Annotated in this window: 22 protein-coding genes; 16 read left to right on the top strand and 6 right to left on the bottom strand. The window is 62.0% G+C overall.

Going from position 1 to position 26,254, the window contains the following annotated elements; genetic code table 11:
* On the bottom strand, positions 1 to 678 hold a 678-nt coding region (locus DEHOM01_RS06250), incomplete at its 3' end, for a thioester-forming surface-anchored protein (protein WP_167346653.1).
* A gap of 423 nt (positions 679 to 1,101) precedes the next feature.
* Here DEHOM01_RS06250 and rpsA point away from each other — a divergent pair.
* The 4 genes from rpsA to aroB all read left to right on the top strand — a co-directional run bounded on the left by rpsA (position 1,102) and on the right by aroB (position 5,630).
* Positions 1,102 to 2,565 (top strand): 30S ribosomal protein S1, encoded by a 1,464-nt coding sequence (gene rpsA / locus DEHOM01_RS06245; protein WP_061211984.1) that lies wholly within the window; start codon positions 1,102 to 1,104, stop codon positions 2,563 to 2,565.
* Between the two features lie 129 nt (positions 2,566 to 2,694).
* On the top strand, positions 2,695 to 3,930 hold the full coding sequence (aroC, locus tag DEHOM01_RS06240) for a chorismate synthase (RefSeq protein WP_061211983.1): 1,236 nt from the start codon (positions 2,695 to 2,697) through the stop codon (positions 3,928 to 3,930).
* A complete protein-coding gene (locus tag DEHOM01_RS06235) occupies positions 3,927 to 4,520 on the top strand; it encodes a shikimate kinase (protein WP_061211982.1) in 594 nt (197 codons plus the stop codon). Before aroC ends, DEHOM01_RS06235 begins: the two co-directional genes overlap by 4 nt.
* Positions 4,521 to 4,532: 12 nt before the next feature.
* A complete protein-coding gene (gene aroB / locus DEHOM01_RS06230) occupies positions 4,533 to 5,630 on the top strand; it encodes a 3-dehydroquinate synthase (RefSeq protein ID WP_082738753.1) in 1,098 nt (365 codons plus the stop codon).
* Between the two features lie 16 nt (positions 5,631 to 5,646).
* On the opposite strand, the gene DEHOM01_RS06225 is transcribed toward aroB, so the two are convergent.
* The gene (locus DEHOM01_RS06225; protein WP_061211981.1) at positions 5,647 to 6,453 is read right to left on the bottom strand and encodes a trimeric intracellular cation channel family protein; all 807 of its coding nucleotides are present in this window, start codon (positions 6,451 to 6,453) and stop codon (positions 5,647 to 5,649) included.
* A 79-nt stretch (positions 6,454 to 6,532) separates the two neighbouring features.
* On the opposite strand from DEHOM01_RS06225, the gene coaE reads away from it, so the two are divergent.
* From coaE to DEHOM01_RS06210, 3 genes are all read left to right on the top strand, one after another.
* Complete coding sequence (gene coaE, locus DEHOM01_RS06220; protein ID WP_061211980.1) at positions 6,533 to 7,207, top strand: dephospho-CoA kinase; 675 nt, start codon at positions 6,533 to 6,535, stop codon at positions 7,205 to 7,207.
* 22 nt (positions 7,208 to 7,229) lie between these two features.
* Positions 7,230 to 9,329, top strand: a complete 2,100-nt coding sequence (gene uvrB / locus DEHOM01_RS06215) for an excinuclease ABC subunit UvrB (RefSeq protein WP_061211979.1) — start codon at positions 7,230 to 7,232, stop codon at positions 9,327 to 9,329.
* Positions 9,330 to 9,420: 91 nt separating this feature from the next.
* Positions 9,421 to 9,894: a YbhB/YbcL family Raf kinase inhibitor-like protein gene (locus DEHOM01_RS06210; protein WP_061211978.1), complete on the top strand. Its 474-nt coding sequence runs from the start codon at positions 9,421 to 9,423 to the stop codon at positions 9,892 to 9,894.
* A 9-nt stretch (positions 9,895 to 9,903) separates the two neighbouring features.
* Here the strand turns inward: DEHOM01_RS06210 and DEHOM01_RS06205 are convergent, their stop codons facing one another.
* Positions 9,904 to 10,596 (bottom strand): MBL fold metallo-hydrolase, encoded by a 693-nt coding sequence (locus DEHOM01_RS06205; RefSeq protein ID WP_016664615.1) that lies wholly within the window; start codon positions 10,594 to 10,596, stop codon positions 9,904 to 9,906.
* Between the two features lie 50 nt (positions 10,597 to 10,646).
* On the opposite strand from DEHOM01_RS06205, the gene uvrA reads away from it, so the two are divergent.
* From uvrA to secG, 9 genes are all read left to right on the top strand, one after another.
* A complete protein-coding gene (gene uvrA, locus DEHOM01_RS06200) occupies positions 10,647 to 13,481 on the top strand; it encodes an excinuclease ABC subunit UvrA (protein ID WP_061211977.1) in 2,835 nt (944 codons plus the stop codon).
* Positions 13,481 to 15,397, top strand: coding sequence for an excinuclease ABC subunit UvrC (gene uvrC, locus DEHOM01_RS06195; RefSeq protein WP_061211976.1), 1,917 nt, complete (start codon positions 13,481 to 13,483; stop codon positions 15,395 to 15,397). The genes uvrA and uvrC overlap by 1 nt, the downstream gene beginning before the upstream one ends.
* A gap of 13 nt (positions 15,398 to 15,410) precedes the next feature.
* Complete coding sequence (gene rapZ, locus DEHOM01_RS06190) at positions 15,411 to 16,313, top strand: RNase adapter RapZ (protein WP_174519432.1); 903 nt, start codon at positions 15,411 to 15,413, stop codon at positions 16,311 to 16,313.
* Between the two features lie 6 nt (positions 16,314 to 16,319).
* The gene (locus DEHOM01_RS06185; protein ID WP_082738752.1) at positions 16,320 to 17,336 is read left to right on the top strand and encodes a gluconeogenesis factor YvcK family protein; all 1,017 of its coding nucleotides are present in this window, start codon (positions 16,320 to 16,322) and stop codon (positions 17,334 to 17,336) included.
* Position 17,337: 1 nt separating this feature from the next.
* Positions 17,338 to 18,321, top strand: coding sequence for a DNA-binding protein WhiA (gene whiA, locus DEHOM01_RS06180; protein WP_061211974.1), 984 nt, complete (start codon positions 17,338 to 17,340; stop codon positions 18,319 to 18,321).
* A 164-nt stretch (positions 18,322 to 18,485) separates the two neighbouring features.
* A complete protein-coding gene (gene gap, locus DEHOM01_RS06175) occupies positions 18,486 to 19,490 on the top strand; it encodes a type I glyceraldehyde-3-phosphate dehydrogenase (protein WP_061211973.1) in 1,005 nt (334 codons plus the stop codon).
* 147 nt (positions 19,491 to 19,637) lie between these two features.
* Complete coding sequence (locus tag DEHOM01_RS06170; RefSeq protein WP_061211972.1) at positions 19,638 to 20,834, top strand: phosphoglycerate kinase; 1,197 nt, start codon at positions 19,638 to 19,640, stop codon at positions 20,832 to 20,834.
* A gap of 2 nt (positions 20,835 to 20,836) precedes the next feature.
* On the top strand, positions 20,837 to 21,619 hold the full coding sequence (tpiA, locus tag DEHOM01_RS06165) for a triose-phosphate isomerase (protein ID WP_082738757.1): 783 nt from the start codon (positions 20,837 to 20,839) through the stop codon (positions 21,617 to 21,619).
* Between the two features lie 108 nt (positions 21,620 to 21,727).
* The gene (gene secG, locus DEHOM01_RS06160; RefSeq protein ID WP_061211971.1) at positions 21,728 to 21,970 is read left to right on the top strand and encodes a preprotein translocase subunit SecG; all 243 of its coding nucleotides are present in this window, start codon (positions 21,728 to 21,730) and stop codon (positions 21,968 to 21,970) included.
* A 159-nt stretch (positions 21,971 to 22,129) separates the two neighbouring features.
* Here secG and aroD read toward each other — a convergent pair whose 3' ends face one another.
* From aroD to zwf, 3 genes are read right to left on the bottom strand one after another with little or no spacing between them, the layout of a single operon-like run.
* The gene (gene aroD / locus DEHOM01_RS06155; RefSeq protein ID WP_061211970.1) at positions 22,130 to 22,906 is read right to left on the bottom strand and encodes a type I 3-dehydroquinate dehydratase; all 777 of its coding nucleotides are present in this window, start codon (positions 22,904 to 22,906) and stop codon (positions 22,130 to 22,132) included.
* 55 nt (positions 22,907 to 22,961) lie between these two features.
* Positions 22,962 to 24,659: a 6-phosphogluconolactonase gene (pgl, locus tag DEHOM01_RS06150; RefSeq protein WP_061211969.1), complete on the bottom strand. Its 1,698-nt coding sequence runs from the start codon at positions 24,657 to 24,659 to the stop codon at positions 22,962 to 22,964.
* Positions 24,656 to 26,194 carry a glucose-6-phosphate dehydrogenase gene (gene zwf / locus DEHOM01_RS06145; protein ID WP_016664603.1) on the bottom strand — a complete coding sequence of 513 codons (1,539 nt, stop codon included), beginning with the start codon at positions 26,192 to 26,194 and terminating at the stop codon, positions 24,656 to 24,658. The genes pgl and zwf overlap by 4 nt, the downstream gene beginning before the upstream one ends.
* Between the last annotated feature and the right edge of the window lie 60 nt (positions 26,195 to 26,254).

Genomic DNA, 26,254 nt, shown 5'->3' with positions numbered 1-26,254 from the left:
ACGAAAATCAACGGTGATGAGATTCTGAAAGTCAAATTTGCCGTCAGGGTCATACTCCAGGACGTTGATGACCGCATTTTCCGGAACTGGCTTAATGGCGTTGTCTTCAGCCTTACCTACAAGGATATTGAACACCTTCAGGTAGGTATCATTTTGGGAAATTCTCCTGGAAGCATTCACGTTATCCGAATAATAGTGAAAAGCATCCTGTGTGATCATGCGGTATTCGTCATCCGATAGCTCATACTTTCTTTGCAAATCGGAATTGTTGGGGTATCCGTTGAGGATTACCTTCAATACAGCTTGGTCAAAGGACTCTGGTGACAGCCGTTCTCCAGATGGCCCGATCTTGCGTGGAGCGTCAGCAAAGGACGCCACGCCCGAGACGTCTTTATGAAGATAGAACGTCTTGTTCGCCATGTACGACTTGCTTTCGGTGGGCCACTGCTTGTGGATGTTAAAGCAGTAGCCAACGATGGGGTTGGAATCGTCACCATCCGGGTGTACGTAGATGTTCGTGTTTTCGGTGGAGGGTGAGTCCTCCGCGTAGGCTCGGTAAATATCGCCAGTCTCGCCCGGAATGGCGTTTGCTGCTCCCGTAAAGCTGACGCCTGCGAACGCAAGTGTAAGGGTGATGAGTAACGACCAAAGCGATCTCGATAGCTTTCTGACGGTCACGATTTTACTCCTCTGTGAGGGTTTTTCGAATACTGGGGGGAGCCTCGGTGGAAAGTGGGCCATGTTGCGCCAAGGTAACGGGGTCTACTGGGTCTCCAATTAGGGGCCCTCCGCCAAAGGAGCGTATCACCTGTCATGGAGTGGTCGAAGGTTACCTCCCGCATCGATCCACTTCCGCTGAAATGAGGGGGCTTGACTGGTCATTTTGAGGTGAATGAATGCGCAGCGCGGCCGGTCTAGGCTCTCCGCTCGGACTAACGGGCAACTGTTGGATTGGTCACCTCGGCGTCGAGAGCGGGGTTTTCGATGCTCTTTTCGTTGACCCGTGGATGCAATGACCGATAGGCTAGACCAGGTGTGTGCGCTTCGCTCACACGTGTTTCTGTACCAACTACTACCTGTCCCGACGGAGCCATTTACTACATGACCACGAACAACGCACCTCAGATCGCCATCAACGATATCGGTAGCGAAGAGGAACTTCTCGCCGCTATCGATTCGACCATCAAGTACTTCAACGATGGCGACATCGTCGAGGGCACCGTCGTCAAGGTTGACCGGGACGAGGTTCTTCTTGACATCGGCTACAAGACCGAAGGCGTCATCCCTTCCCGCGAACTCTCGATCAAGCACGATGTCGACCCCGATGAGGTCGTCGAGGTCGGCGACGAGGTCGAGGCGCTCGTTCTCCAGAAGGAGGACAAGGAAGGCCGCCTGATCCTCTCGAAGAAGCGTGCGCAGTACGAGCGCGCATGGGGCTCGATCGAGGACATCAAGGAAAACGAAGGTGTCGTCACCGGCACCGTCATCGAGGTTGTCAAGGGCGGCCTCATCGTTGACATCGGCCTTCGCGGCTTCCTCCCCGCTTCGCTCGTCGAGATGCGCCGCGTGCGCGACCTTCAGCCGTACATCGGCCAGGAGCTCGAAGCGAAGATCATCGAGCTCGACAAGAACCGCAACAACGTCGTGCTCTCGCGCCGCGCCTACCTCGAAGAGACCCAGGCTTCGGTTCGCACCGACTTCCTCCAGACCCTCCAGAAGGGCCAGGTTCGCGAGGGCCACGTCTCCTCGATCGTCAACTTCGGTGCGTTCGTGGACCTCGGCGGTGTCGACGGCCTCGTCCACGTTTCCGAGCTCTCCTGGAAGCACATCGACCACCCGAGCGAGGTTGTCGAGGTTGGTCAGCCCGTCAAGGTCGAGGTCCTCTCGGTCGAGATGGATCGCGAGCGCGTGTCGCTTTCGCTCAAGGCCACTCAGGAAGACCCGTGGCAGCTCTTCGCCCGCACCCACGCCATCGGCCAGGTCGTGCCGGGCAAGGTCACGAAGCTCGTTCCGTTCGGTGCGTTCGTGCGCGTCGAGGACGGCATCGAGGGCCTCGTGCACATTTCCGAGCTTGCCCAGCGCCACGTTGACCTGCCCGAGCAGGTTGTGAGCGTCGACCAGGAAGTCTTTGTCAAGGTCATCGACATCGATCTCGAGCGCCGTCGCATCTCGCTGTCCCTCAAGCAGGCGAACGAGGGTGTCGACCCCGAGGGCGACGACTCGACGTTCGATCCGGCTCTCTACGGTATGGCCGCTGAGTACGACGAAAACGGCGAATACAAGTACCCCGAGGGCTTCGATCCCGAGACCAACGAGTGGCTCGAGGGCTACGAGGCTCAGCGCGAGGCCTGGGAAGCGGACTACGCCCGTGCGTACGAGCGCTGGACCCAGCACAAGGCCCAGGTCGCTGAGGCTGCGAAGGCTGACGCCGAAGCTCAGGCTGCGGCGCCGGCAGCGAGCGAGGCCGCACCAACCTCGTTCCAGTCCTCCTCGAGCGACGAGGGCACCCTCGCTTCCGATGAGGCACTTGCGGCTCTTCGCGAGAAGCTCACGGGCAACAACTGATTGACGTGATCGCCTAGCGATCTCACGAAAGCGCTCCTCGTTTTGCGAGGGGCGCTTTCGCCTTTAACCTGAATGGCATCGGCAACGGGCACATGCCCTGCGCCTTACCTCCTAAGCGAAAGGCCACCTGTGCTGAATTGGATGACCGCGGGGGAGTCACACGGACCCTCGCTCGTGGCAATGATCGACGGTTTCCCCGCGGGAGTCGAGATTACGCACGAAGCGTTGCGGGATGCGCTTGCCCGGCGCCGGCTCGGTTACGGCCGCGGAGCACGGCAGAAGTTTGAGCAGGACGAGGTTCGCATTCTTTCTGGCGTGCGGCACGGTCGAACTCTAGGTTCACCGATCGCCGTGGAAATTCGAAACACGGAGTGGCCGAAGTGGGAAAAGGTCATGAGCGCCGATCCCGTCTCGCGCGAGGATCTCTTGATCGATGCGGGTACGGGCGATGAACGCGAGATTGCGCGCAATAAGCCCCTCACGAGGCCGCGCCCGGGCCACGCTGATCTTGCAGGCATGGCCAAGTACGGCCATGAGGATGCTCGAAACGTTCTCGAGCGTGCGAGCGCTCGGGAAACCGCTGCGCGCGTGGTGATCGGCGCGTTGTGTGAGGCACTCCTTGAACAGGCTGCGGGCGTTACGCTCGTGGCACATACGTTGCAGGTGGGGCAAGCGCGCGTGCCCGAAGGTAGCGCGCTGCCTACTCCCGCCGATGCCTCGGCCCTCGATGCGGACCCTTTGCGCTGTTTTGATGCCGACGCCTCTAAGGCCATGGTCGACGAGGTCGATGCGGCGAAAAAGGACGGCGACACTCTGGGCGGCGTCGTCGAAGTGCTCGCCTATAACGTTCCGGCCGGGCTCGGCTCTCACACGCAATGGAACCGTCGTCTTGATGCTCGCCTCGCCCAGGCAATCATGAGTATCCAGGCGATGAAGGGCGTGGAAATCGGTGAGGGGTTCGCGAATGCGGGCCGCCGTGGAAGTCTCGCCCATGATGAGATTCTTGGCGAGGGAGAGGGCCCGGCTGGCACGCGCCGCGCGTCGAATCGCGCGGGGGGCACCGAAGGCGGAATCTCGAACGCCGAACTCATTGCCGTTCGTGGTGCCCTCAAGCCGATTTCGACAGTGCCGCGGGCGCTGCGAACGATCGACACGGCCACCGGTGAGGAAGCGACCGCGAACCATCAGCGCTCTGACGTGTGTGCAGTGGCGCCGGCGGCCGTGATCGCTCAAGCGATGGTCGCGATCACTCTCGCCGACGCTCTCCTCGAAAAGGTCGGGGGAGACAGCGTGGCCGAAATCGCCCCTCGTGTGTCGAGCGTGCGCGAGTGTGCCGTGGCGCGTGCAGATGGTGCTGATCGGTGAGCGAACGAGAACAGGCGCTCCCGAAGCTTGCACGCCTACGCACTCCCGAACTGCATGAAGGGGGACCGCGGCTCGTACTCGTCGGGCCTATGGGTTCGGGAAAAACGACGGTTGGCACACGTGTTGCCAACCGGCTGGGGCTCGCCTTCGTCGATTCCGATCGCGAGATCGAGCGCGAGGCTGCTCGCTCGATTCCGGAGATTTTCGCCTCCGAGGGTGAGCAGTACTTTCGGGCGCTCGAAGAGAGAGTCATTGCGCGCCTTCTAGCGGAGCATGAGGGAATCCTTGCCCTCGGGGGTGGGGCGGTGACATCACCCGCCACTCGCGAACGTCTGCGCGATAGGCTCGTCGTGCGTCTTTTTCTCGACGCTGATCATGCGCGTGAACGTATTGGTTCGGGCATGGGAAGGCCCGTACTCGCAGGTGATGACCCGCACGCGCGGTGGATTCAGGTCAGTAAGGAGCGAGAACCACTGTTCGCCCAGGTCGCGGTATGGGCACTCAACACTTGTGAAGCTTCACCGGATGAGCTCGCGGCCACGCTCGCGCGCGAACTGACGTCACCGCAGCCCACCACTACTCTCGACTAAAGGGGACACGACGTGACAGGTTTCGACACAGCGATGCCGACTTGCATCACCGTCGGTCGGGGATCGAGCTCCTACGACGTGACGGTGGGCAGGGGGCTTGAACGCACTCTCCTCACCGCGATCCCCGAGCGAGTGCTCCGCGTTCTCATCGTCCACCAAGCTCCCGTCGCACAGCGGGCCCGCAGGCTTGCCGCGGCGCTCGAGTCCGACGGTCGCGAGGCTCTTACCGTCGCCATCCCCGACGCCGAGCAGGCCAAGGGGATCGACACGCTGAGCGAGCTGTGGCGCGTGCTCGGCTCACGCGACTTCACGCGAAGCGACCTGATCATTGGGATGGGAGGCGGCGCAGCGACGGACCTCGCAGGCTTCGCTGCCGCAACCTGGCTTCGCGGCATCGACGTCATTCACGTGCCGACGACGGTTGCGGGAATGGTTGATGCGGCGGTTGGTGGCAAGACCGGCATCAACACTGCGGAGGGGAAGAACCTTGTGGGGGCATTTCATGCTCCCCGTGCAGTGATTGCGGACCTCGACGCGCTTGAAGAGCTGCCAGCGCACGATGTCTCCGCGGGCCTCGCGGAGGTCGTGAAGGCTGGATTTATTGCCGATCCCAGCATTCTCGACATCATTGAAAGCGGACTGGACCGGGTCCGCGATACCCGCTCAAGTGAGTTTGCCGAAATCCTCACCAGGTCGATCACGGTGAAAGCTGAGGTCGTGAGCGAGGATCTCACTGAAAAGGGACGCCGCGAGATTCTCAATTACGGTCATACCCTCGCTCACGCGATCGAACGCCATGAAAAGTACACGTGGCGACACGGCGACGCCGTCGCCGTCGGGATGGTGTTTGCCGCCGAGCTTTCCCACCGGGCCGGCCATCTGAGTAGCGCTCTGCTCGCCCGCCACCGGAATGTTCTCGAATCGCTTGCGCTGCCCACGCGCTACCGGGACGGTCAGTGGGGAGCATTGCGCGAAGCGATGGCGCGCGACAAGAAAGCGCGAGGGGCGCTGCTACGTTTCGTCATCCTCGATGCAGTCGGCGCGCCGATCCGCCTTGAGGGGCCGAGCGAAGCGCTTCTCGAGGAAAGCTACGCCGCCATCACCGCGTAAGCAGCTCCGGTAGGGGTTACGGTTCTACTTCCGGTGGATTTTCGAGGATGTCCCGCGCGAGGTCGTCGTTGTCGATGTTGACGACGGGGATCGCACCGGTCTCGATCGCTACGCGGCGCCTTTCAGCCTTGCGTACACGGCGGGCGAAGGCGCGAAGCTGGCTTGGGCTCATCGTGACCGCGAGATCGGGAGCATTGGTAGGCAGCTTCCACTGCTTCCACTGCGCGAAGATCGCGAGGAGAGTGCCGCAAGAGGCGGCGATAAGCACGGTCCAGGCAGGCAGGTCGAAGTAGTAGACGAGCCATGTGAGCACCGAGGTGAGGAGAGCAGCGGTCGCGTAGAGCGGACCGCCACCAAACACCACGGGGATACGCCCCACCGCCATGTCACGAATGACGCCGCCGCCGACACCGGTCGTGACGCCGAGCATGACCGCGGGAAGAGGGGAGAGGCCCACGAGCATAGATTTCGCTGTGCCGATGGCTGCCCAAAGACCGAGCGCAATACAGTCGAGAACGGTCGTGGTGTGGCGCCACATGGGGCCCTCGGAGGAGACGATGTAGGCGATCGCCGATCCGGCAAGGCCGACGGTGAGGTAGAGGGGGTTGGCGAAGGCCGCGGGGATGCCGTAGTTGAGGATGAGGTCGCGAATGATGCCGCCGCCGAGGCCCGAGATGACGCCGAGCACGGCGTATCCCACCGCATCGAATTGAAGGCGGCGAGCGAGGGAGCCGCCGACGATGCCCATGACAAACACGCCGATGAGGTCGATCGCGATAAGCAGCTGATTCGTGAGTAGAAAGTGATCGGGCGTGGTGTTCACTCCACTAATCTATTGGAGCAGGCCCGACGGCCAGAAGCACGTTGTTGCTCAACTCTCTCGCGGATAGGAGTGAACTCACATGACGCACGTTTCCGTCCCCGATGCCCCGACCGGAGTGCTCCGTATCGGGCTTACGGGGGGAATCGGTTCGGGCAAGTCCACCGTCGGAAAAATATGGGCTCGAAAAGGCCACCACGTGATTGATCTCGACGCGCTCTCTCGAGCCGTCCTCGACCAGCCCGGCGAAGGCCTTGAGGAGGCCATCGCACGTTTCGGCGAGAGCTACCGCGACCCTGAGACCGGGACGATCAACCGTGCGGCACTTGCCGAACTCGTCTTCGATGACCCTTCTTCACGTGCCGATCTCGAACGGATTGTGCACCGCCATTTGTGGGCGGAAGTCGGCCGGCTCGAGGCGGCTATCGCCTCACGCGCGGCTGACGGCACGCGCGTTCTCGTCATCCACGACTCACCCCTGCTTCTCGAGCTGGAGCACGACCGCCACTACCGTGCCATTGTCGCTGTTTTGACCCCCGAGCATGAGCGCATTGACCGAGTCGTCCGCGAGCGCGGCAAGTCCCGTGAGTACGTCGAAGGTGTGATCCGAGCGCAGGTCAGCGATGAGGAGCGACGCGCGAGGGCAGACGTGTTCATCGACAATGCGGGGGCACCCGAACATCTTGACGAACGCGCCGACGCCGCCCTCGCCAAGGCGTGCGACATCATCGACGATCGACTCCATGCCGCCGACTAGGGGCGAGGGCTAGGGTTAAGGCATGCGTCCCGTTACCGAACTGACCCGTGCAGTCAAGCCCTTCGAAGTTGTTTCCGAATACAAGCCTGCGGGCGATCAGCCGAAGGCCATTGAGGAACTCGCAGCGCGCATCAACGCAGGAGAACAGGATGTTGTTCTCCTCGGGGCGACAGGAACGGGTAAGAGCGCGACCGCGGCGTGGCTGATCGAAAAGCTCCAACGCCCCACTCTCGTCATGGCGCACAACAAGACGCTCGCCGCTCAGCTCGCGAGCGAGTTTCGCGAGCTTCTTCCGAATAACGCGGTCGAGTATTTCGTGAGCTACTACGACTACTACCAGCCAGAGGCGTACGTTCCACAATCGGATACCTACATCGAGAAGGACTCCTCGATCAATGCCGAAGTTGAGCGGCTGCGCCACAGCGCCACGAACTCTCTTCTGACTCGCCGAGACGTGGTCGTCGTGAGTTCAGTGAGCTGCATTTACGGTCTCGGTACGCCGCAAGAGTACGTGGATCGTATGGTGCGCCTAAGCGTCGGCGAGGAGATCGAGCGCGATGCTCTCCTTCGCAAATTCATCGACATGCAGTACGACCGCAACGACGTCGCGTTTGTGCGCGGGACGTTCCGTGTGCGCGGCGATACCGTCGAGATCATCCCCATGTACGAAGAACTCGCGATCCGTATTGAATTTTTCGGTGACGAGATCGACGCGCTCTACACTCTGCACCCCGTGACCGGCGAAGTGATCCGCGAGGAAGAGCAGATGCACATCTTCCCCGCCTCCCACTACGTCGCCGGCCCCGAGCGGCTTCAGCGCGCTATCAAGGATATCGAAGCCGAACTTGCCGAACGCCTCGAGGAACTCGAGGGTGAAAACAAGTTGCTCGAGGCACAGCGCCTTCGCATGCGCACGACTCACGACATCGAGATGCTGCGCCAAACCGGAACGACGAATGGCGTTGAAAACTATTCCCGCCATTTTGACGGCCGCGGCCCCGGAACGCCCCCGAATACCCTGCTCGACTATTTCCCCGAAGATTTCGTGCTCATCATCGACGAGTCACACGTGACTGTGCCTCAGATCGGTGCGATGTTCGAGGGGGATCGCTCGCGAAAGCGCACGCTCGTTGACTTTGGTTTCAGGTTGCCGTCGGCACTCGATAACCGGCCGCTGCGCTTCGACGAGTTTATTGAGCGCACCGGGCAGACCGTTTACCTCTCGGCGACGCCCGCCGAGTACGAACTGGAACGCGCCAACGGTTATGTCGAGCAGATCATCCGCCCCACCGGTCTCGTTGATCCCGAAGTGATCGTCAAACCCGTGCGCGGGCAAATCGACGATCTTCGCGCCGAGATCGAAAAACGCGTCGAGAAGAACGAGCGCGTACTCGTGACGACGCTGACCAAACGCATGGCGGAGGACCTCACGGACTACCTCCTCGAGAACGGCGTGCGCGTCCAATACCTGCATTCCGATGTCGACACTCTTCGGCGCGTTGAACTGCTGCGCGAACTGCGTCAGGGCGAATTCGACGTCCTCGTCGGTATCAACCTCCTGCGTGAGGGCCTCGACCTTCCCGAGGTTTCCCTCGTGGCCATCCTCGATGCCGACAAGGAAGGATTTCTCCGCTCGCGTACCTCGCTTATCCAGACCATCGGGCGTGCAGCCCGTAACGTCTCTGGCCAAGTGCACATGTATGCCGATTCGATCACCGATTCGATGCGCGAAGCCATCGATGAGACCAACCGTCGCCGTGAGATCCAAATCGCGTACAACAAGGAAAACGGTATCGATCCGCAGCCGCTACGCAAGAAAATCGCCGATGTCACAGACATGCTTGCGCGCGAGGATATCGACACCGAGACGCTGCTTGCGACCGACTATCGCAAGGGCAAGGAACGCACGAAGGGCTCTAGCTCGCCCGAGCGAGGTGGCACGACCGGCAATCGTGCACTTGAACTGGGGGATAACCCCGAAAAGGCGCTGCGCGAGATGATTGAGGAACTCACCGCGAATATGCACCAGGCCGCGGAGAATCTCCAGTTTGAAGTTGCGGCGCGCATCCGCGACGAGGTGACGGAACTCAAGAAGGAACTTCGTCAGTTCACGGGAGCTTAGGTGGCAATGAACGCATAACCGAGTACGATGTCCGGATTACTCCGTGCAGCGCCGCTCGGCTCCCACACATCGACCGTATGCAAGGAGACCCATGCGTATTACCACTCAAGCTTTTGGCGAGGGCGAGACAATTCCCGTGCGTTTTGCTGAGCACGCCGCGGGTGGCGACAATCTCCACCCCGACCTCTCGTGGACTGACGCCCCCGAGGGGACACGTTCGTTCGCTCTCACCGTTTTCGACCCGGATGCTCCTACAGGCTCCGGCTTCTGGCACTGGATCGCCTTCGATATCCCCGCAAGCATGGCAGGTCTTGCCGAGGGGGAGAGCCTGCCCGAGGCGGCCCGTGAATGGGCGAACGACTACGGCTTTTCAGGCTACGGCGGACCATGCCCACCCGAAGGGCGCGTGCACCGCTACATCCACACCGTTCACGCACTCTCAGTCGAGAAACTCGAGATTCCCGAGGGAGCTACGCAGGCCCAGGTTCGTTTCGCGATCTTTGCGAACCAACTCGACTCGGCGAGCATCACCGGTAGGTTCAAACTGACCGGCAGCGCCAACTAGGGAGGCGACTCACCAGCCGCGCTCGCGCCACTCGGCAAGATGCGGGCGCTCGGCACCAATCGTGGTGTCCTCGCCATGCCCCGGATACACCCACGTTTCGTCAGGCAACACGTCGAAAAGGCGCTCTTCGACATCGTTGAGCAGCGAGGTAAAGCGCTCAGAATCCCCCCGCGTGGCGCCCACGCCGCCGGGAAAAAGGGAGTCGCCGGTAAAAACGTGGGTGCCGTCGGCCTGCCCCCAGTAGATGGCGGCTACCGAACCGGGAGTGTGGCCGCGAAGTGCGACGATCTCGAGATCGTTCACGCCGACTCTGATGGTGTCGCCGTTCTTCAGCGGAACATCCGTCGGCGTCGGGATCTCCGGGGCGTCCTTGGCGCCCGCGAAAGTTTTTGCCTGGGTCGCAGCGCGCACCTGCGCGAGCGCGCCAACGTGATCGTGGTGCGAGTGAGTCGTGAGGATCGAGTCGAGGCGGGAAGTGGGGGAGCCCTCCCTGATGAGGCGCATGAGACGCGGGGCATCGGCCGCGGCGTCGATCAGGAGCTGGGCGCCCGAGACCCTGCACGTGAGAAGGTACGCATTGTTATCGAGGGGGCCGACGGAGGCTTTGCGAATGACGAGCGAGCCGAGGGTTCGCACGTCGCTTTCCCCGCCGCTCGTGACGCTGCCCGTGTACTGATTCTTGAGGGTGCTCATGCTCACCATGCTACGGCGAGCACCTTCGCTTTTCAGAAGCGGCTCCTAGAATTGTCCAGGTGACTGATGCATTGATTGTGCGCGGTGCGCGCGAACACAACCTCAAGAACGTCGACCTCGAGATCCCCCGCAATACGCTCGTGGTGTTTTCTGGGCTTTCCGGCTCGGGAAAGTCCTCTCTTGCCTTCGATACGATTTTTGCCGAGGGGCAGCGCCGATACGTCGAGTCCCTCTCAAGCTACGCGCGGCAGTTCCTCGGTCAGATGGACAAGCCGAAAGTCGAGTTCATCGAGGGGCTTTCGCCCGCCGTGTCGATCGACCAGAAGTCGACGAACCGCAACCCGCGCTCGACCGTGGGCACGATCACGGAAATCCATGACTACCTGCGTTTGCTCTACGCGCGCACGGGCGTGCAGCACTGTCCGACGTGCGGGGCTGAGATTTCTTCTCAGAGCGCAGAACAAATGGTCGATGCACTTCTTGCCTATCCCGAAGGCACGCGCTTCCAGCTTCTTGCCCCCGTCATCAAGGGCCGCAAAGGCGAACACACCGACCTTTTGAGCTCCCTTCAATCACAGGGCTTCTCCCGTGCACGCATCGACGGCGAGGTGATGCGTCTGTCAGAAGACATCTCGCTCGCGAAAACGAAGAAGCACACGATCGAGGTCATCGTTGATCGCCTTGCGGTGAAGAGCGGGTCGCGCACGCGACTAACGGACTCGGTGGAAACCGCGACGCGGCTTGCAGACGGCGTTGTCATCGCTGACTTCGTGGATGAACCGGAGGGCTCGCCCGAGCGCACGCGCCGATTTTCTGAGAAGCGCGCGTGCCCCAACGAGCACCCGCTCGAGCTCGAAGAAATCGAGCCGCGGTCGTTCTCCTTCAACGCCCCCTACGGCGCGTGTCCCGAATGTGCGGGTATCGGGACGAGACTTGAAATCGACCCGGACCTCGTGATCCCTGACGAATCGGCGACGCTCGCGGAAGGGGCGATTGCGCCGTGGACCCTCGGCAGCGCCGACCACCACCAGCAGGTGATGAGTGCCCTTGCGAGCGAGCTTGGTTTCTCGATGGACACGCCGTGGAAGGATCTCCCGGACGACGCCAAGGACGCTCTTCTCAACGGACACAATTTCAAAGTGCACGTGCGCTACCGCAACCGGTTCGGGCGCGAGCGCCGCTATTCGACAGGCTTTGAGGGAGTCATGTACTACCTCAAGCGCCGTCACGAGGACACCGAATCCGATTGGGCCCGCGAACGCTACGAGCAGTTCATGCGGCACGCGCCGTGCCCCGCGTGCCAGGGTCGCAGGCTTCGCCCCGAAGTCCTGTCCATCACCATCGGTGGAAAGTCGATCGCCGAGTTCTCGGATCTTCCGATTGGCGAGGCGAAGGCCTTCCTCGAGGGCGTCGAGTTCTCCTCGCGCGACCTCGTGATTGCCGACGAGATTCTCCGCGAAATCCACGCACGGCTCGGCTTCCTCGTCGACGTGGGACTGAACTACCTCAACCTCTCGCGTGCCGCCGGAACCCTGTCCGGGGGAGAGGCGCAGCGCATCCGCCTCGCGACTCAGATTGGCTCGGGCCTCGTGGGAGTTTTGTATGTGCTCGATGAGCCATCGATCGGGCTCCACCAGCGCGATAACCAGAGGCTCATCCACACCCTCGTTCGGCTTCGCGACCTCGGCAATACCCTCATCGTTGTCGAGCACGATGAGGACACGCTCCGCACGGCCGACTGGATCGTCGATATCGGCCCCAACGCCGGTGAATACGGCGGCGAGGTTGTGTATTCGGGCGCGTACGAGGGGCTCCTCGAGGAGTCCCGCTCTATCACCGGGCAGTACCTGAGTGGTGAGCGCACGATCGATGTACCGAAAGAGCGCCGGAAGGTGGACCCCGGTCGTGTGTTGAAGGTCGTGAATGCGCGCGAAAACAACCTTCAGGGCGTGAATGTGACGGTGCCGCTCGGCCTTTTCACAGCCGTGACAGGAGTGTCCGGATCGGGTAAGTCGACCCTCGTCAACGGCATTCTTTACCGGGTGCTCGCAAAGAACCTCAACCGCGCTCGCGTCGTCCCCGGCCGGCATACGCGTGTCGAAGGCCTCGAGCACCTCGACAAGGTCGTCCACGTCGACCAGTCCCCGATCGGCCGTACGCCGCGCTCGAATCCGGCCACGTATACGGGGGTTTGGGATCGCATTCGTACCCTCTTTGCTCAAACGAGCGAGGCGAAGGTGCGCGGTTACAAGGCCGGACGCTTCTCGTTCAACGTCAAGGGCGGGCGATGCGAGAACTGCGCCGGTGACGGAACGATCAAGATCGAGATGAACTTCCTTCCGGACGTGTACGTGAAGTGCGAGGTGTGCCATGGCGCGCGCTACAACTCAGAAACACTCCAGGTGCGCTTCAAAGGCAAGAACGTGGCCGAGGTGCTCGACATGCCGATCTCGGAGGCCGTCGAGTTTTTCGAGGCGGTTCCCGCCATCCACCGCCAGTTGTCGACGCTCGTCGAGGTTGGCCTCGGGTATGTGCGGCTCGGGCAGTCCGCGACGACGCTCTCGGGCGGCGAAGCGCAGCGTGTGAAGCTCGCTGCCGAACTGCACAAGCGCTCGAAGGGTCGGACGATTTACGTGCTGGACGAGCCGACGACCGGCTTGCACTTCGAGGACATCAAGAAGCTCCTTTCGGTGCTTCAGGGACTCGTGGACAAGGGCAACTCGGTCGTCGTGATCGAGCACAATCTCGACGTTATTAAGAGCGCTGACTACCTCATCGACCTCGGTCCGGAGGGCGGCAGCGGGGGCGGCCGTGTGATCGCGACCGGCACGCCCGAAGACGTCGCGAAGGTCGACGAGTCGTTTACGGGGCAGTTCCTGCGGGAGCTCCTGTAATGGCGGATCCGGCGACGTACCGGCCGGCGCCGGGGTCTATTCCGACGGATCCTGGCGTCTACCGGTTCCTCGACCCCGATTCGAGGGTCATCTACGTGGGGAAGGCGAAGAATCTTCGCCAAAGGCTCGGCAACTATTTTCAGGATCTCGCGAACCTCCACCCGCGCACCCAGAAAATGGTGACCACCGCAAGCCAGGTGCAGTGGACGGTCGTCACGAGCGATGTCGAGGCACTCACGCTCGAATACACCTGGATCAAGGAATTTGACCCGCGCTTCAACGTGAAGTTCCGCGATGACAAGTCGTACCCGTTCCTCGTCGTGACGATGGGTAATCAGGTGCCGCGCGCGATGATCACGCGCAAAGAGCGCCACAAAACGGATCGTTCCTTTGGACCGTACGCACACGTGTGGGCCATTCGCGAAACTCTCGACCTTCTGTTGCGAGTCTTTCCCGTGCGCACGTGTACCCAGGGCGTGTACAACCGGGCGGAACGCTCGGGCAGGCCGTGCCTGCTCGGCTTCATTGGCAAATGCGCCGCGCCGTGCGTAGGCAACGTGAGTATCGAGGAGCACCGGGCACTCGCCGAAAACCTCGTGGCGTTTATGGACGGCAATACCGGGGCTTTTGTTCGCGAACGGCGTACCAAAATGAAGGAAGCTGCCGCCGCGCTGGACTACGAGGCCGCAGCCCGGTATCGCGACGATCTTGCCGCGCTCGAAAAGGTCATGGAAAAGAACTCGGTGGTGCTTGCAGACGCGACCGATGCCGATCTCGTCGCTCTCGAACTCGACGAGCTCGAGGCAAGCGTGCAGGTCTTTCACGTGAGAGGCGGGCGCATCCGGGGCCAACGAGGGTGGGTTGCCGAGCTCTTGGATGATTCAAGCCCGGCTGAGCTCATGGAACGGGCACTCACGCAGCTCTACGAGGGGACCGATACGCGCGCACCGCACGAGATTCTCGTGACACACATGCCGTCCCGTCCCGATGAGATTCGCGCGCTCCTTGACCGTCAAAGCATCGATATACGGGTGCCTCGGCGGGGTGAAAAGAAAGCGCTTCTTGAGACGGTAAGCGCAAATGCGAAGGAAGCCATGCGACTCGGGAAACTGCGCCGGACAGGCGACCTCACCTCCCGTTCCAAAGCGCTCGAAGATCTCGGCGAAGCGCTCGATATGGAAGACGCGCCGCTTCGCATCGAATGCTTCGATATCTCGCATTCGCAGGGCACAAACGTCGTCGGCTCGATGGTCGTGTTCGAAGACGGTCTCCCACGCAAGAGCGAGTATCGCCGTTTCTCGATCTCCGGGGACGCAGCGCGTGACGACACGGCGAGCATGCAGGACGTGCTGCGTCGGCGGCTTCGCCACCACCTCGAGCAGAAGGAAGCCCGGGCAAACGGTGACGTGGTTGATCCGTCCGCGACTCGATTCGCTTACCCACCGAACCTCATCATCGTTGACGGTGGCTTACCTCAGGTCAATGCCGCCAAACGCGTCATGGATGAACTGGGTGTCACCGATATTGCCCTGATCGGCATCGCTAAGCGTCTCGAGGAAGTGTGGCTGCCCGATGAGGACTACCCGCTCATTCTCCCGCGCACATCCGAAGCGCTCTTTCTCATCCAGCGCCTGCGCGACGAAGCACACCGCTTTGCCATCACGTTTCACCGCTCCAAACGAGGCCGCTCGATGCACGAAAGCGTGCTCGATGAGATCCCCGGCCTGGGGCCCAGTCGGCGACGTGCGCTCCTCGACCGTTTCACGACCGTCGACGCGATTCGCAAGGCGCGAGTCGAGGACCTCGAAGGCGTCCCTGGAATTGGCCCTGCACTCGCGGCGAATATCCACGCCGCACTACAATCCGAAGAGCGGGCCCCCGCGGTGAACATGACGACGGGAGAGATTCTTGAGTGAGAACAAGCAAGAGCTGGGCAACGGTGAGACAGAGCAGCCGTCGGACCAGAGCGGTATTGCCCCGGAAATTGTGATCATCACGGGGCTTGCGGGTGCAGGCAGAGAGACTGCCGCCCATGCTCTCGAAGACATGGGCTGGTACGTCGTGTACAACATCGCGCCGCAACTGATCCGCACCCTGTTCGACCTTCAGTCTCAGGCCGTCGGCCGCGCCAATCGCTTCGCCGTCGTTACAGACCCTCGTTCCGGCCCCTTCTTCAATGACCTTCCCGAAGTTATCCAGGACCTCCGGAAGCAGGAAGTGCGCACGCGCCTCGTGTTCCTCAGTGCCGATCAGAACACGCTCGTGCGCCGGTTCGACTCGGTTCGCCGCCCCCACCCGCTCCAGGGCGAGGAGGGCGTGCTCGAAGGGATCCGCCGTGAACGCGAGCAGCTTGCCCCGCTGCGACGGATGGCCGATATCGTCATCGACACCTCGCCGCTGAACGTCCACCAGCTCTCGATGCGCATGCGCAAGGAGTTCGGCAAAGGGGACGACCACACCGTGACTGTCAACGTCATGAGCTTCGGCTTTAAATACGGTATTCCCATCGAATCGGACTACGTTGCCGACGTGCGATTCCTTCCGAACCCATACTGGGTGCCGGAGCTTCGCGACAAGCGCGGCATCGATAGCGAGGTTGCCGACTACGTTTTGGAGCAAGCGAACGCGAAGGAATTCATCAGTCGCTACGTCGAGATGTTGATTCCCGTGCTGCGCGGCTACCGCGAGGAAAACAAGCAATTCGCCGCCGTCGCCATTGGTTGTACGGGAGGGAAGCACCGCTCCGTTGCGGTCGCGGAGATCATCGGCGATGAACTTCGGAAGCTTGGCTACCCGGTGCGCGTGCGCCACCGCGATCTCGGCAGAGAGTAAAGCGCCGTGAACGCCAACGTCCCGAGGCGTACGTCCTCCCTCATGCCCACGCCCCTGCGTTCGCGCACGCGGGGGCCCAAAGTGGTGGCCTTTGGCGGCGGTCACGGCCTATCAGCGAGTCTTAACGCGCTGCGCCACCTCACGCGGGATCTCACCGCGGTGGTGACCGTCGCCGACAACGGAGGTTCCTCGGGCCGGCTGCGCGCCGAGCTCCCGATCCTCCCACCCGGCGACCTCCGCATGGCGCTGTCGGCCCTGTGCGAGGACTCGGAGTGGGGAGTGACGTGGCGCGATGTCGTGCAGCATCGCTTCACCTCGGATGGTGAGATCAATGGCCACTCGCTCGGAAACCTTCTCATCGTCGCCCTCTGGCAGCTACTCGACGATCCCATCGCCGCACTCGACTACGTCGGGGAGCTTCTTGGTACTTCCGGTCGTGTTCTTCCGATGGCGCTCGAGCCCCTCGATATCGAGGCGCTCGTATCTTTCCCGGGCGAAGAACTTCGCACGATCCGCGGCCAGGCGAATGTCGCCGCCACCACCGGCCATGTCGAGGACCTGCGCATCATTCCGCCCGAACCTCAGATCGCACGCGAGGTGCTCGACTCGATCGACGAGGCCGAATGGCTCGTGATCGGTCCCGGTAGCTGGTACACCTCCGTCCTCCCACACGTGAAGATCGCTGAACTTCGTGACGCCATTACGCACACGAACGCACGCAAAGTGCTGACGATGAACCTTGCCGCGGGGCGCTCGGAAACCGTCGGCCTCACGAGCACTGATCTGCTCGCCATCGTGTGTGACGCAGCCCCTGAGCTCAGATTCAATGCGCTCGTAGCCGATCCTTCCGTCGAACGCGACGGCGGAAAGGCCCTCGTTGCCGCCGCCCACGACCGTGGAATAGACGTTCTCATGCGCACGGTATCCACGGGTGACGGAACCCCCACTCACGATCCGCTTCGACTCGCCACCGCGTATCGCGACGTGTTTAATGGCGTTTTCACCCACCCATGGAAGGACTGAAATGGCCCTGACTGCCGATGTCAAGGAGGAGCTTTCCCACCTCGACGTGACTCGCGTAAGCGCACGTAAAGCCGAAGTGGCGACCCTTTTGCGCTTCGCGGGAGGCCTCCACCTCGTGGGTGGCCGGGTGTCGATTGAGGCCGAACTCGACCAGTCGGCGAGTGCCCGCCGACTCAAGACCTTCGTCGCCGATCTCTACGGGCACCCGAGCGAAGTCACCGTCCTCGCTGCGTCGGGGATCCGGCGCTCGACGCGCTACATCGTGCGCGTGCTCTCCGATGGCGCGATCTTCGCGAAACAAACCGGCCTTCTCGATGCGCGGTCGAGGCCCGTACGAGGTCTGCCGCCGCTCGTCGTTGGCGGGAGCACAGAGGATCAGGCTGCTGCATGGCGAGGAGCTTTCCTCGCTCACGGAAGTCTCACCGAACCAGGCCGAAGTGCCGCGCTTGAACTCACGTGCCCCGGCTCCGAAGTCGCACTCGCGATGGTGGGATCGGCCCGGAGGCTCGGCATCCAAGCGAAATCGAAAGAAGTACGCGGGACAGACCGCGTGGTGATTCGCGACGGCGAAGCAATCGGCCACATGCTCGCGCTCATGGGGGCCGAAAAAACTGCGGCGCTCTGGAACGACAAGCGCTCAAAGCGGGAAGTACGGGCGACCGCAAACCGCCTCGCCAATTTTGACGATGCAAATCTGCGCCGGTCGGCGCGTGCCGCCGTTGCCGCAGGCGCCCGCGTCGAAAGGGCGATCGAAATTCTCGGCGACGACATTCCCGATCACTTGCGTGCCGCAGGTCTTCTCCGCCTCGAACACCGTCAAGCAAGTCTCGAGGAACTCGGCCAACTCGCCGATCCACCCATGACCAAGGACGCCGTGGCAGGGAGGATCCGTCGGCTTCTCGCCCTCGCTGATAAAACTGCCGAGGAACGCGGCATTCCTGGAACCGAGGCAAACCTTGGTCCCGAAATGTTAGATGCGGAATAAAAAAGCGTGCTGTGCCGCTTGTGGCTCTCCAGGTTCCTATGAGCCTCGCATCACAATGTTGATAGAATCGAGCCAACCCGCACACGCGGGATCCATGCGTACAAGGAGGTGCGCGAAGCCCAGTCCCACACGGCGGAAACGCCGCCGTGCACCAAGGAGGAACTGTGACCGTAAAGGTTGGTATTAACGGATTCGGTCGTATCGGCCGTAACTTCGCGCGCGCTGCATTCGAGCAGGGCGCCGACATCGAGATCGTTGCTGTCAACGACCTCACCGACACCAAGACCCTCTCGCACCTCGTGAAGTACGACTCGATCCTCGGCCGCTTCGACGGCGAGGTTGAGTCCACCGAGGATTCGATCACCATCGACGGCAAGTCGATCAAGGTGTTCTCGGAAAAGGACCCGGCTGCTATCGATTGGGCGTCGGTTGGCGCTGAGGTCGTCGTTGAGTCGACCGGTCTCTTCACCGATGCTGAGAAGGCCAAGGCCCACCTCGGCGATACCGTCAAGAAGGTCATCATCTCGGCTCCCGGCAAGAACGTTGACGCAACCTTCGTCGTTGGCGTGAACGAGGGCGACTACGACGCTGAGAACCATCACGTGGTCTCGAACGCCTCGTGCACGACCAACTGCCTCGCCCCGCTTGCAAAGGTTCTCAACGATGAATTTGGCATCGTCAAGGGCCTCATGACGACGGTGCACGCGTACACGGGTGACCAGCGCATCCTCGATGCGCCCCACAAGGACCTGCGCCGTGCTCGCGCCGCAGCTCTCAACATCATCCCCACGAAGACCGGCGCCGCTGCTGCGGTTGCTCTCGTGCTCCCCGAGCTCAAGGGCAAGTTCGACGGTTACGCGCTCCGCGTTCCCACGCCGACCGGCTCGGTCGTCGACCTCACCTTCGAGGCTGAGCGCGAGGTTTCCGTCGAGGAGATCAACGCTGCTGTGAAGAAGGCTGCAGAGGGCCCGCTCAAGGGTGTTCTCGCCTACACCGAGGATCCGATCGTCTCGAAGGACATCGAGACCGATCCGCACAGCTCGATCTTCGATGCCGGCTGCACCAAGGTCATCGGCAACCAGGTCAAGGTCGTGTCGTGGTACGACAACGAGTGGGGTTACTCGAACCGCCTCGTTGACCTGACCGTCCTTATGGGCGAGAAGCTCTGATTCTCCCCTCCGCTCACTCTTGAGTACCTCAACGAAGGGTCCGCGTCACGGCAGCGCTGTGGGCGCGGGCCCTTCGTCCACCTGGGGCTGAAAGGCCCCACCGGGGTGCGCAATCGCCACCCCGCCCTTTTTATGAGGATGTGACCCATGCTTAAGACCATCGATTCACTCGGCGATCTCGCCGGCAAGCGCGTTCTCGTACGCGCCGATCTCAACGTTCCGCTCGACGGCACGACCATCACGGATGATGGCCGTATTCGTGCTTCGCTGCCGACCATCAACGCTCTTCGCGAGAAGGGCGCGCGTGTCATTGTGACCGCTCACCTCGGCCGTCCCAAGGGCGCGCCGGATCCCAAGTTCTCCCTCAAGCCCGCCGTGGATCGGCTGAGCGAGCTCCTCGGGGCGCCGGTCGCGTTTGCGACGGACACCGTTGGCGAGAGCGCCAAGCAGACGGTCGAAAGCCTCGGCGACGGCGATGTGGCCGTTCTCGAAAACGTCCGCTTCAACGCCGGTGAAACGAGCAAGGACCAGGCAGAGCGCGAGGCCTTCGCGAAGGAACTCGCTTCGCTCGCCGATGTGTTCGTGTCTGACGGGTTCGGTGTCGTTCACCGCAAGCAGGCGTCCGTGTACGACGTGGCTAAGCTCCTGCCGGCTGCGGCGGGCTCGCTCGTCGAAAAGGAGGTCGCGTCGCTTCGCAAGGTGACCGATGAGCCGGCACGCCCGTTCGTCGTGATTCTCGGCGGCTCGAAGGTTTCCGACAAGCTCGGCGTGATCGATAACCTCCTCGGGAAAGCCGATCGCCTCCTGATCGGCGGCGGCATGAGCTACACCTTCCAGAAGGCCCTTGGCCACGAGGTAGGCAAGTCGCTCCTTGAAGATGACCAGGTGGAGACGGTGAAGGGCTACCTCAAGCGCGCCGAGGAATCGGGCGTCGAGATTGTCCTTCCGGTCGACAACGTCGTGTCCGAGAACTTCGGGCCGGACGGCCCCGCCGACGTCGTGCCCTCGAACGAAATCCCGGCCGAAATGGAAGGCCTCGACATCGGCCCGAAGACCCGCGAACTGTTCGCCTCGAAGCTCGGCGATGCCGGCACGGTCTTCTGGAACGGTCCCATGGGCGTATTCGAGTTTGAACTCTACGCAGACGGCACCAAAGCTATCGCCGAAGCGCTCGCCGAATGCCCGGGCTACACGGTCGTGGGTGGCGGCGATTCCGCGTCCGCGATCCGCAACCTCGGCTTCGACGAAGCGCGCTACTCGCACATTTCCACCGGTGGCGGTGCGAGCCTCGAACTTATCGAGGGCAAGGAGCTGCCGGGTATCGCCATTCTTGAGGAGAAGTGATCATGACTCGCACACCGCTTATTGCAGGCAACTGGAAGATGAACCTCACCTACATCGAGGCCCAGGCGCTCCTTGAGGACCTCGTCGAGAACCTCAAGGAGGCCGGCCACAAGGCCGATGCCGTCGAGGTTGCTGTTCTTCCTCCGTTTGTTGACATCCGCACTGTTCAGACTGTTCTCGATGGTTCGGGTTCCGGGATTGTGTACGGCGGTCAGGACATTTCCGAGCACGAATCTGGCGCGTACACGGGCGAAGTCTCGGGCGCGATGCTCAAGGCTCTCGGTGCAACCTACGCAGCTGTTGGCCACTCGGAGCGCCGGCAGTACCACGGCGAGACCGAGCAGGTGACCAATGCCAAGGTCAAGGCTGCACTCGCGAACGATCTTTCGCCGATTCTCTGCGTAGGCGAGCCGCTCGAGGAGCGCAAGGCCGGTAAGCACGTCGAATACACCCTCGCTCAGGTCGAAGGTGGCATCGAAGGCCTCTCGGCCGAGGACGTCAAGAAGATCGTCATTGCCTACGAGCCCGTGTGGGCGATCGGCACCGGCGAAGTCGCGACGAGCGAAGACGCGCAGGAAGTGTGCTGCGAGATCCGCGATCTGCTCCGTACGAAGTTCGGCGACGAGGTTGCCGATTCGGTGCGCGTGCTCTACGGCGGCTCCGTGAAGTCCTCCTCGATTGTTGACCTCATGCAGCAGGCTGACGTTGACGGTGCACTCGTTGGTGGTGCATCGCTCAAGGCCGATGAGTTCGCGAAGATCGCCACCTACAACGTCGCTGATTGATTTCCCTCACGAAGTGAGAACCTCGCTACGCGGCTCGGCCTTAGGCTGGGCCGTGTAGCGTATTGTTAACCTCGTTTCCCCTATGTCAACCGAAGGAATCTCCCGGTCATGGAAATTCTCAAGATCGCTCTCTTTGTGGTTCTTGCGATCACGAGCCTCTTGCTCATGATGTTTATCCTCATGCACAAGGGGCGTGGCGGTGGCCTCTCCGACATGTTCGGCGGCGGCATTTCGACCGGTGCGGGCTCTTCGGGCGTTGCGGAGCGCAACCTCAACATCATTACGACCGTCGTGGGCGTGGTGTGGCTTGGCTCGGCGATTGGTATCGCCGTGGTTGAGCGATTCATGTAGGGACCTGGCGCGCCTTGCGCCGTTTCTCCCACACTGATTCTTTTTGCACCCGGGTGTATTTCGAAGGCACTCGGGTGTTTTTCTTTCCCTCGAGCCAGTTTTCACTCTCCTCTGCGCCCCTTCAATCGGCTGATCGGAGTGGGCCCCGGGAAAGAAAAGCTATCTATCAAGCAGGGTCGCGAGGGTGCTGGCGCTGAGCTGCCCCGGGGCGGATTGAGCTCCGACGGTGGCAAAGCTTGCGTCGGATCCGAATACTTCGCCTGCGAGCCGGCTTACCCTGCCTAGATGCCCCATCGCTATCGTGATGAGCGGGTGCTCAAGGCGCCTCTTCGCGTCGAGGCTCGCGCTGAGAAGGGCGAGGACATCGTCGGGACATTGCGGCATCACCGCGAGTTTCGCGATGGCCCGCTGCGGGGGTGCGAGGGTCGTCATGTATTCGAGCATCGCGAGCATCGCCTCGCGCGGGGGAGTGGAGTCGAAGTAGTGACGCGAGAAGACAACGGGAATGCCAGAGGCCTCGGTAGCTTCGAGAACGGAGCTGATGGCAGCGGGATGCCGCGCGATCTCGACGTCGAGTGCCTCGGCGAGACCGGATTTCGCGATTGCCCCGAGCAGTTCGGCGTAAAGGTCGTCGGTAACGCTCCACGTGCCACCCTCAGTCGCAGTGCGGATCGTCGCGAGCAGCGGATGCGAGGGAGCGGTCGCGCGAACAGCGCGGAGCGCGTTCATAATGGTGGTCTCGGCCTGGGCCTGGGGAACGTCGGCCTCGCCTAGGAGGTGATCGAGACGCACCTCGAGGATGTCCACGGGTGCCTCTCGCGCCAGCGCCGCGTGATCGCTCAGTTCGCTCACGCTTGAACCGAGCACGGGCGCGATGATCGCCGTCCTGTGGTCTTCACCGAGGCTGACTTCGCCAATCATCAGGCCCGTCGTCATGGCTTTCGTTCGCCTTTCTTCACCGCGATCCACATCTGTGGCTCGCACTCGTGGCTTACAGGAAGTGCGCTGCTTCCTTGTCCAGGAACCACGTCGTCGATTCCGTACCCCGCACCGCCGAGGCCGGGCAGGCCGCAGCATCGACCTTCCCATGCGCCGTCTTTACCGCCTGCGCCTTATCGAAGCCCGCGACAAGGAAGGACACGTGACGCGCGCTATTGAGCACAGGCCAAGAAAGCGAAATGCGCTCCGACGGTGGCTTCGGGGAATTGCGCACGGGAACCGCGTAGGCCGATGTCGCCCGAGCATCCCGGTGCTCCGGGAAAAGCGAGGCGACGTGGCCGTCAGGGCCAACCCCGAGCAAAAGCACATCGAAGTAGGCCTCGCCCTGTGTCGTGAACGCTGAGTCGCTTCCCTGGATCGTGAGCTGCTGCCCGTACCAGGCGGCCGCCTCATCAAGGCTCATACCGGCGTCGGAACCGGGGATCGTGTGCACGTTGTACACGGGGATACCCGCGCCGGTCGTCAACGCCGAGATCACGGGGCGATCGTTGCGGTCCGAGGACTTCGTCGCGACGAAGCGTTCGTCACCCCACCAGACGTGCAGCTTCGACGTGTCGACCTCAGCGAACTCAAGCGAGATAGCGATGCGCTCCGCCGTCGCCGTTCCTGCACGCCCGCCCGTGAGAACGAGGTGGGCGATACCGCGCTCCTCAATAGCGGCGGCGATCCGAGCCACGGCATCCTTCGCCACGGCCTTCACGACGGCATCCATATCGTCCGAGACAACGTTGGACGACTCGGGCTTGCCCACCGCGAAACTGTTCGGGTCACCGGTCAGCGGGAATGCCGCGGCGAGGACATCGCCGTACACGTCATCGGGGTCGAGACGGCGAAGCTCCTCGCTCAGCAGGTCGTACATGGTGCGCTTCGGCATCGTCACGAACTGGTCGTCATTGTTTCCGGGAAGGCTCATCGTGATGCCCTCTTCACTCGAGCGCATGAGGCGGATGTCGCCGTCGTCGCGGTGAAGGGTCACGGCGCTCAGGCCGTGATCGGCTTTGACGACCTTAAATTCGACCGGAACATCTTCGCCGAGCGAGCGCTGGAGCCAGGCCTGCATGAGCAGCGACGACGGATTGTCTTCGAGCCCTTCGATAGTGATGGCCTTCGGCTTGTCGGCGGGCGGGTAGTCGTACGCGGTTGCGACGAGACCGCGCCAGTTGGTGATGCGCGACCACGACAGATCGGAATCGCCCGACTTGTAACCGCGGGCGAGACGCAGAAGGGACGACTTCGGGCTCTCGCACTGGTAGACGTCGGTGATGCGGCGCTGCGCGATTGCACCGAGCGGATCCTGCGACGGTGAGGCCGGCGGAGTGTAAGGCCACCACGTGACGATGGGGGCATCGGGAAGTAGAAGCGGCGTGATGAGCGTGTCGAGGCCAGCATTCACGCGTCCGTGCGCGCGCAAAATGATGACCTCGCCCGCGCCGGCATCCGTACCTACCCGGATTTCCGCATCGAGGGCATCGCGATCCGAGTCGTGCTCGGTCACGATCACAATGATCCGTGCTGGATGCTCTTGGCTTGCCCGCACCGCGGCTTGGATCGGCTCGTCGAGCGAGCCGGTGTGCGTCACGATGACGAGCGTCGCGACGCGGTTGAGGGAAATGAGTCCGTCCTCTTCGCGCAAATCGCGAAGCTTAGCGCCGATCTGCGAAGCTGTCGTGTTCTCAAGTGTCGAAATCATGGACGCCTCCAAGTGCGGCCGTCGCGGGCCATCATGTCGTGTGCAGTCTGCGGCCCCCATGTGCCTGAACGGTACGGGGCGGGCGGCATATGCTCATCCCAGAACTCGAGGATGGGGTCGAGGATCTTCCAGGAGAGCTCCACCTCCTTTTGACGGGGGAAGAGAGGGGGAGCGCCACGCAGAACGTCAAGAATGAGGCGTTCATAGGCCTCGGGGGATTCCTCCGTGAATGTCGATCCGTACGCGAAGTCCATGTTGACATCGCGCACTTCCATTTGGGTACCGGGAACCTTCGAGCCAAAACGCATTGTCACACCTTCATCCGGCTGGACGCGGATGACGACCGCGTTTTGGCCGAGGTCTACGGTGTCGGTATCGCGGAAGGGAAGGAACGGCACCTGCTTATAGACGATCGCGATTTCCGTGACGCGCCGCCCGAGGCGCTTGCCCGCACGGAGGTAGAACGGCACGCCGGCCCAGCGGCGAGTATTGACCTTGAGCTTGATCGCCGCGAAAGTCTCGGTAGTCGAGTCGGGCGAGATACCGTTCTCTTCGAGGTAGCCGTTGACCTGTTCGCCGCCTTGCCAGCCGCCGACGTACTGACCACGGGCGGTGCCTTCGGCGAGATCCTCTGGCAGTTCGACTGCGGCGAGGACCTTTTCTTTTTCATTACGAAGCTCGGCAGCATCGAACGTGATGGGTTCTTCCATGGCCGTCAAGGCAAGAAGCTGGAGCAAGTGGTTCTGGATGACGTCGCGCGCGGTTCCAATACCGTCGTAGTACCCGGCGCGGGTGCCGATCCCGATGTCCTCAGCCATCGTGATCTGCACGTGGTCAACATAGCGCGAGTTCCACACGGGCTCGAACATCTGGTTCGCGAACCGGAACGCGAGCAGATTCTGCACCGTTTCCTTACCGAGGTAATGGTCGATTCGGAAGATTTCTTCGGGCTTAAAGACTTTTTCGACGATGTCGTTGAGCTCTCGTGCGCTTTCGAGGTCGTGCCCGAAGGGCTTCTCGATGACGACGCGCCGCCACGAATGTTCGGAGGGAGTGTTGAGGCCCGATTGTGCGAGTTGTTCCGCGACCTGAGGGAAGGCGCTGGGCGGGATGGAGAGGTAGAAGGCATGGTTGCCGCCCGTTCCCCTCGAGTCGTCGAGCTCGCTTACCACTCGCGTGAGTTCTTCGAAGGCTTCAGTGTCATCAAAGGCACCCGTGACGAATCGAAGGCCGCCTCTGAGTTGTTCGAACGCGTGCTCGTTGAAGGGGGTGCGTGCGTACTTCTCTACGCTTTCGCGCATGTAATCGGCGAAGTCGTCGTGGCTCCAGTCGCGTCTACCGAAGCCCACGAGGCCGAAAGCCGGGGGGAGTAGACCGCGATTGTGCAAGTCATAGATTGCGGGAAGGAGCTTTTTGCGGGCGAGGTCGCCCGTGACTCCGAACATGACGACCGAGCACGGTCCAGCGATGAGGGGGAGGCGACGGTCGCGCGAATCGCGCAGAGGGTTGCCTGGTGCAGCTTCGTTCTGCCTCACTATGGTCCTTTGGTAGGTATTGACTTCTGTCGCGGCCGTGCCCGCGCACCCAAAGGACGG

The organism is Dermabacter hominis NBRC 106157, assembly GCF_001570785.1.
Classification (GTDB): Bacteria; Actinomycetota; Actinomycetes; order Actinomycetales; family Dermabacteraceae; genus Dermabacter; species Dermabacter hominis.
Note: the sequence above shows the minus strand (reverse complement) of the source record. Positions and strands in the feature narration are given on the sequence as shown.

What these genes read in the sequence shown, in the direction of transcription:
- rpsA (WP_061211984.1), top strand. Translation starts at nt 1,102, where the DNA reads ATGACCACGAACAACGCACCTCAGATCGCCATCAACGATATCGGTAGC.
- coaE (WP_061211980.1), top strand. Translation starts at nt 6,533, where the DNA reads ATGACGCACGTTTCCGTCCCCGATGCCCCGACCGGAGTGCTCCGTATC.
- uvrB (WP_061211979.1), top strand. Translation starts at nt 7,230, where the DNA reads ATGCGTCCCGTTACCGAACTGACCCGTGCAGTCAAGCCCTTCGAAGTT.
- DEHOM01_RS06210 (WP_061211978.1), top strand. Translation starts at nt 9,421, where the DNA reads ATGCGTATTACCACTCAAGCTTTTGGCGAGGGCGAGACAATTCCCGTG.
- DEHOM01_RS06205 (WP_016664615.1), bottom strand. Translation starts at nt 10,596, where the DNA reads ATGGTGAGCATGAGCACCCTCAAGAATCAGTACACGGGCAGCGTCACG.
- uvrC (WP_061211976.1), top strand. Translation starts at nt 13,481, where the DNA reads ATGGCGGATCCGGCGACGTACCGGCCGGCGCCGGGGTCTATTCCGACG.
- whiA (WP_061211974.1), top strand. Translation starts at nt 17,338, where the DNA reads ATGGCCCTGACTGCCGATGTCAAGGAGGAGCTTTCCCACCTCGACGTG.
- DEHOM01_RS06170 (WP_061211972.1), top strand. Translation starts at nt 19,638, where the DNA reads ATGCTTAAGACCATCGATTCACTCGGCGATCTCGCCGGCAAGCGCGTT.
- tpiA (WP_082738757.1), top strand. Translation starts at nt 20,837, where the DNA reads ATGACTCGCACACCGCTTATTGCAGGCAACTGGAAGATGAACCTCACC.
- secG (WP_061211971.1), top strand. Translation starts at nt 21,728, where the DNA reads ATGGAAATTCTCAAGATCGCTCTCTTTGTGGTTCTTGCGATCACGAGC.
- aroD (WP_061211970.1), bottom strand. Translation starts at nt 22,906, where the DNA reads ATGACGACGGGCCTGATGATTGGCGAAGTCAGCCTCGGTGAAGACCAC.
- pgl (WP_061211969.1), bottom strand. Translation starts at nt 24,659, where the DNA reads ATGATTTCGACACTTGAGAACACGACAGCTTCGCAGATCGGCGCTAAG.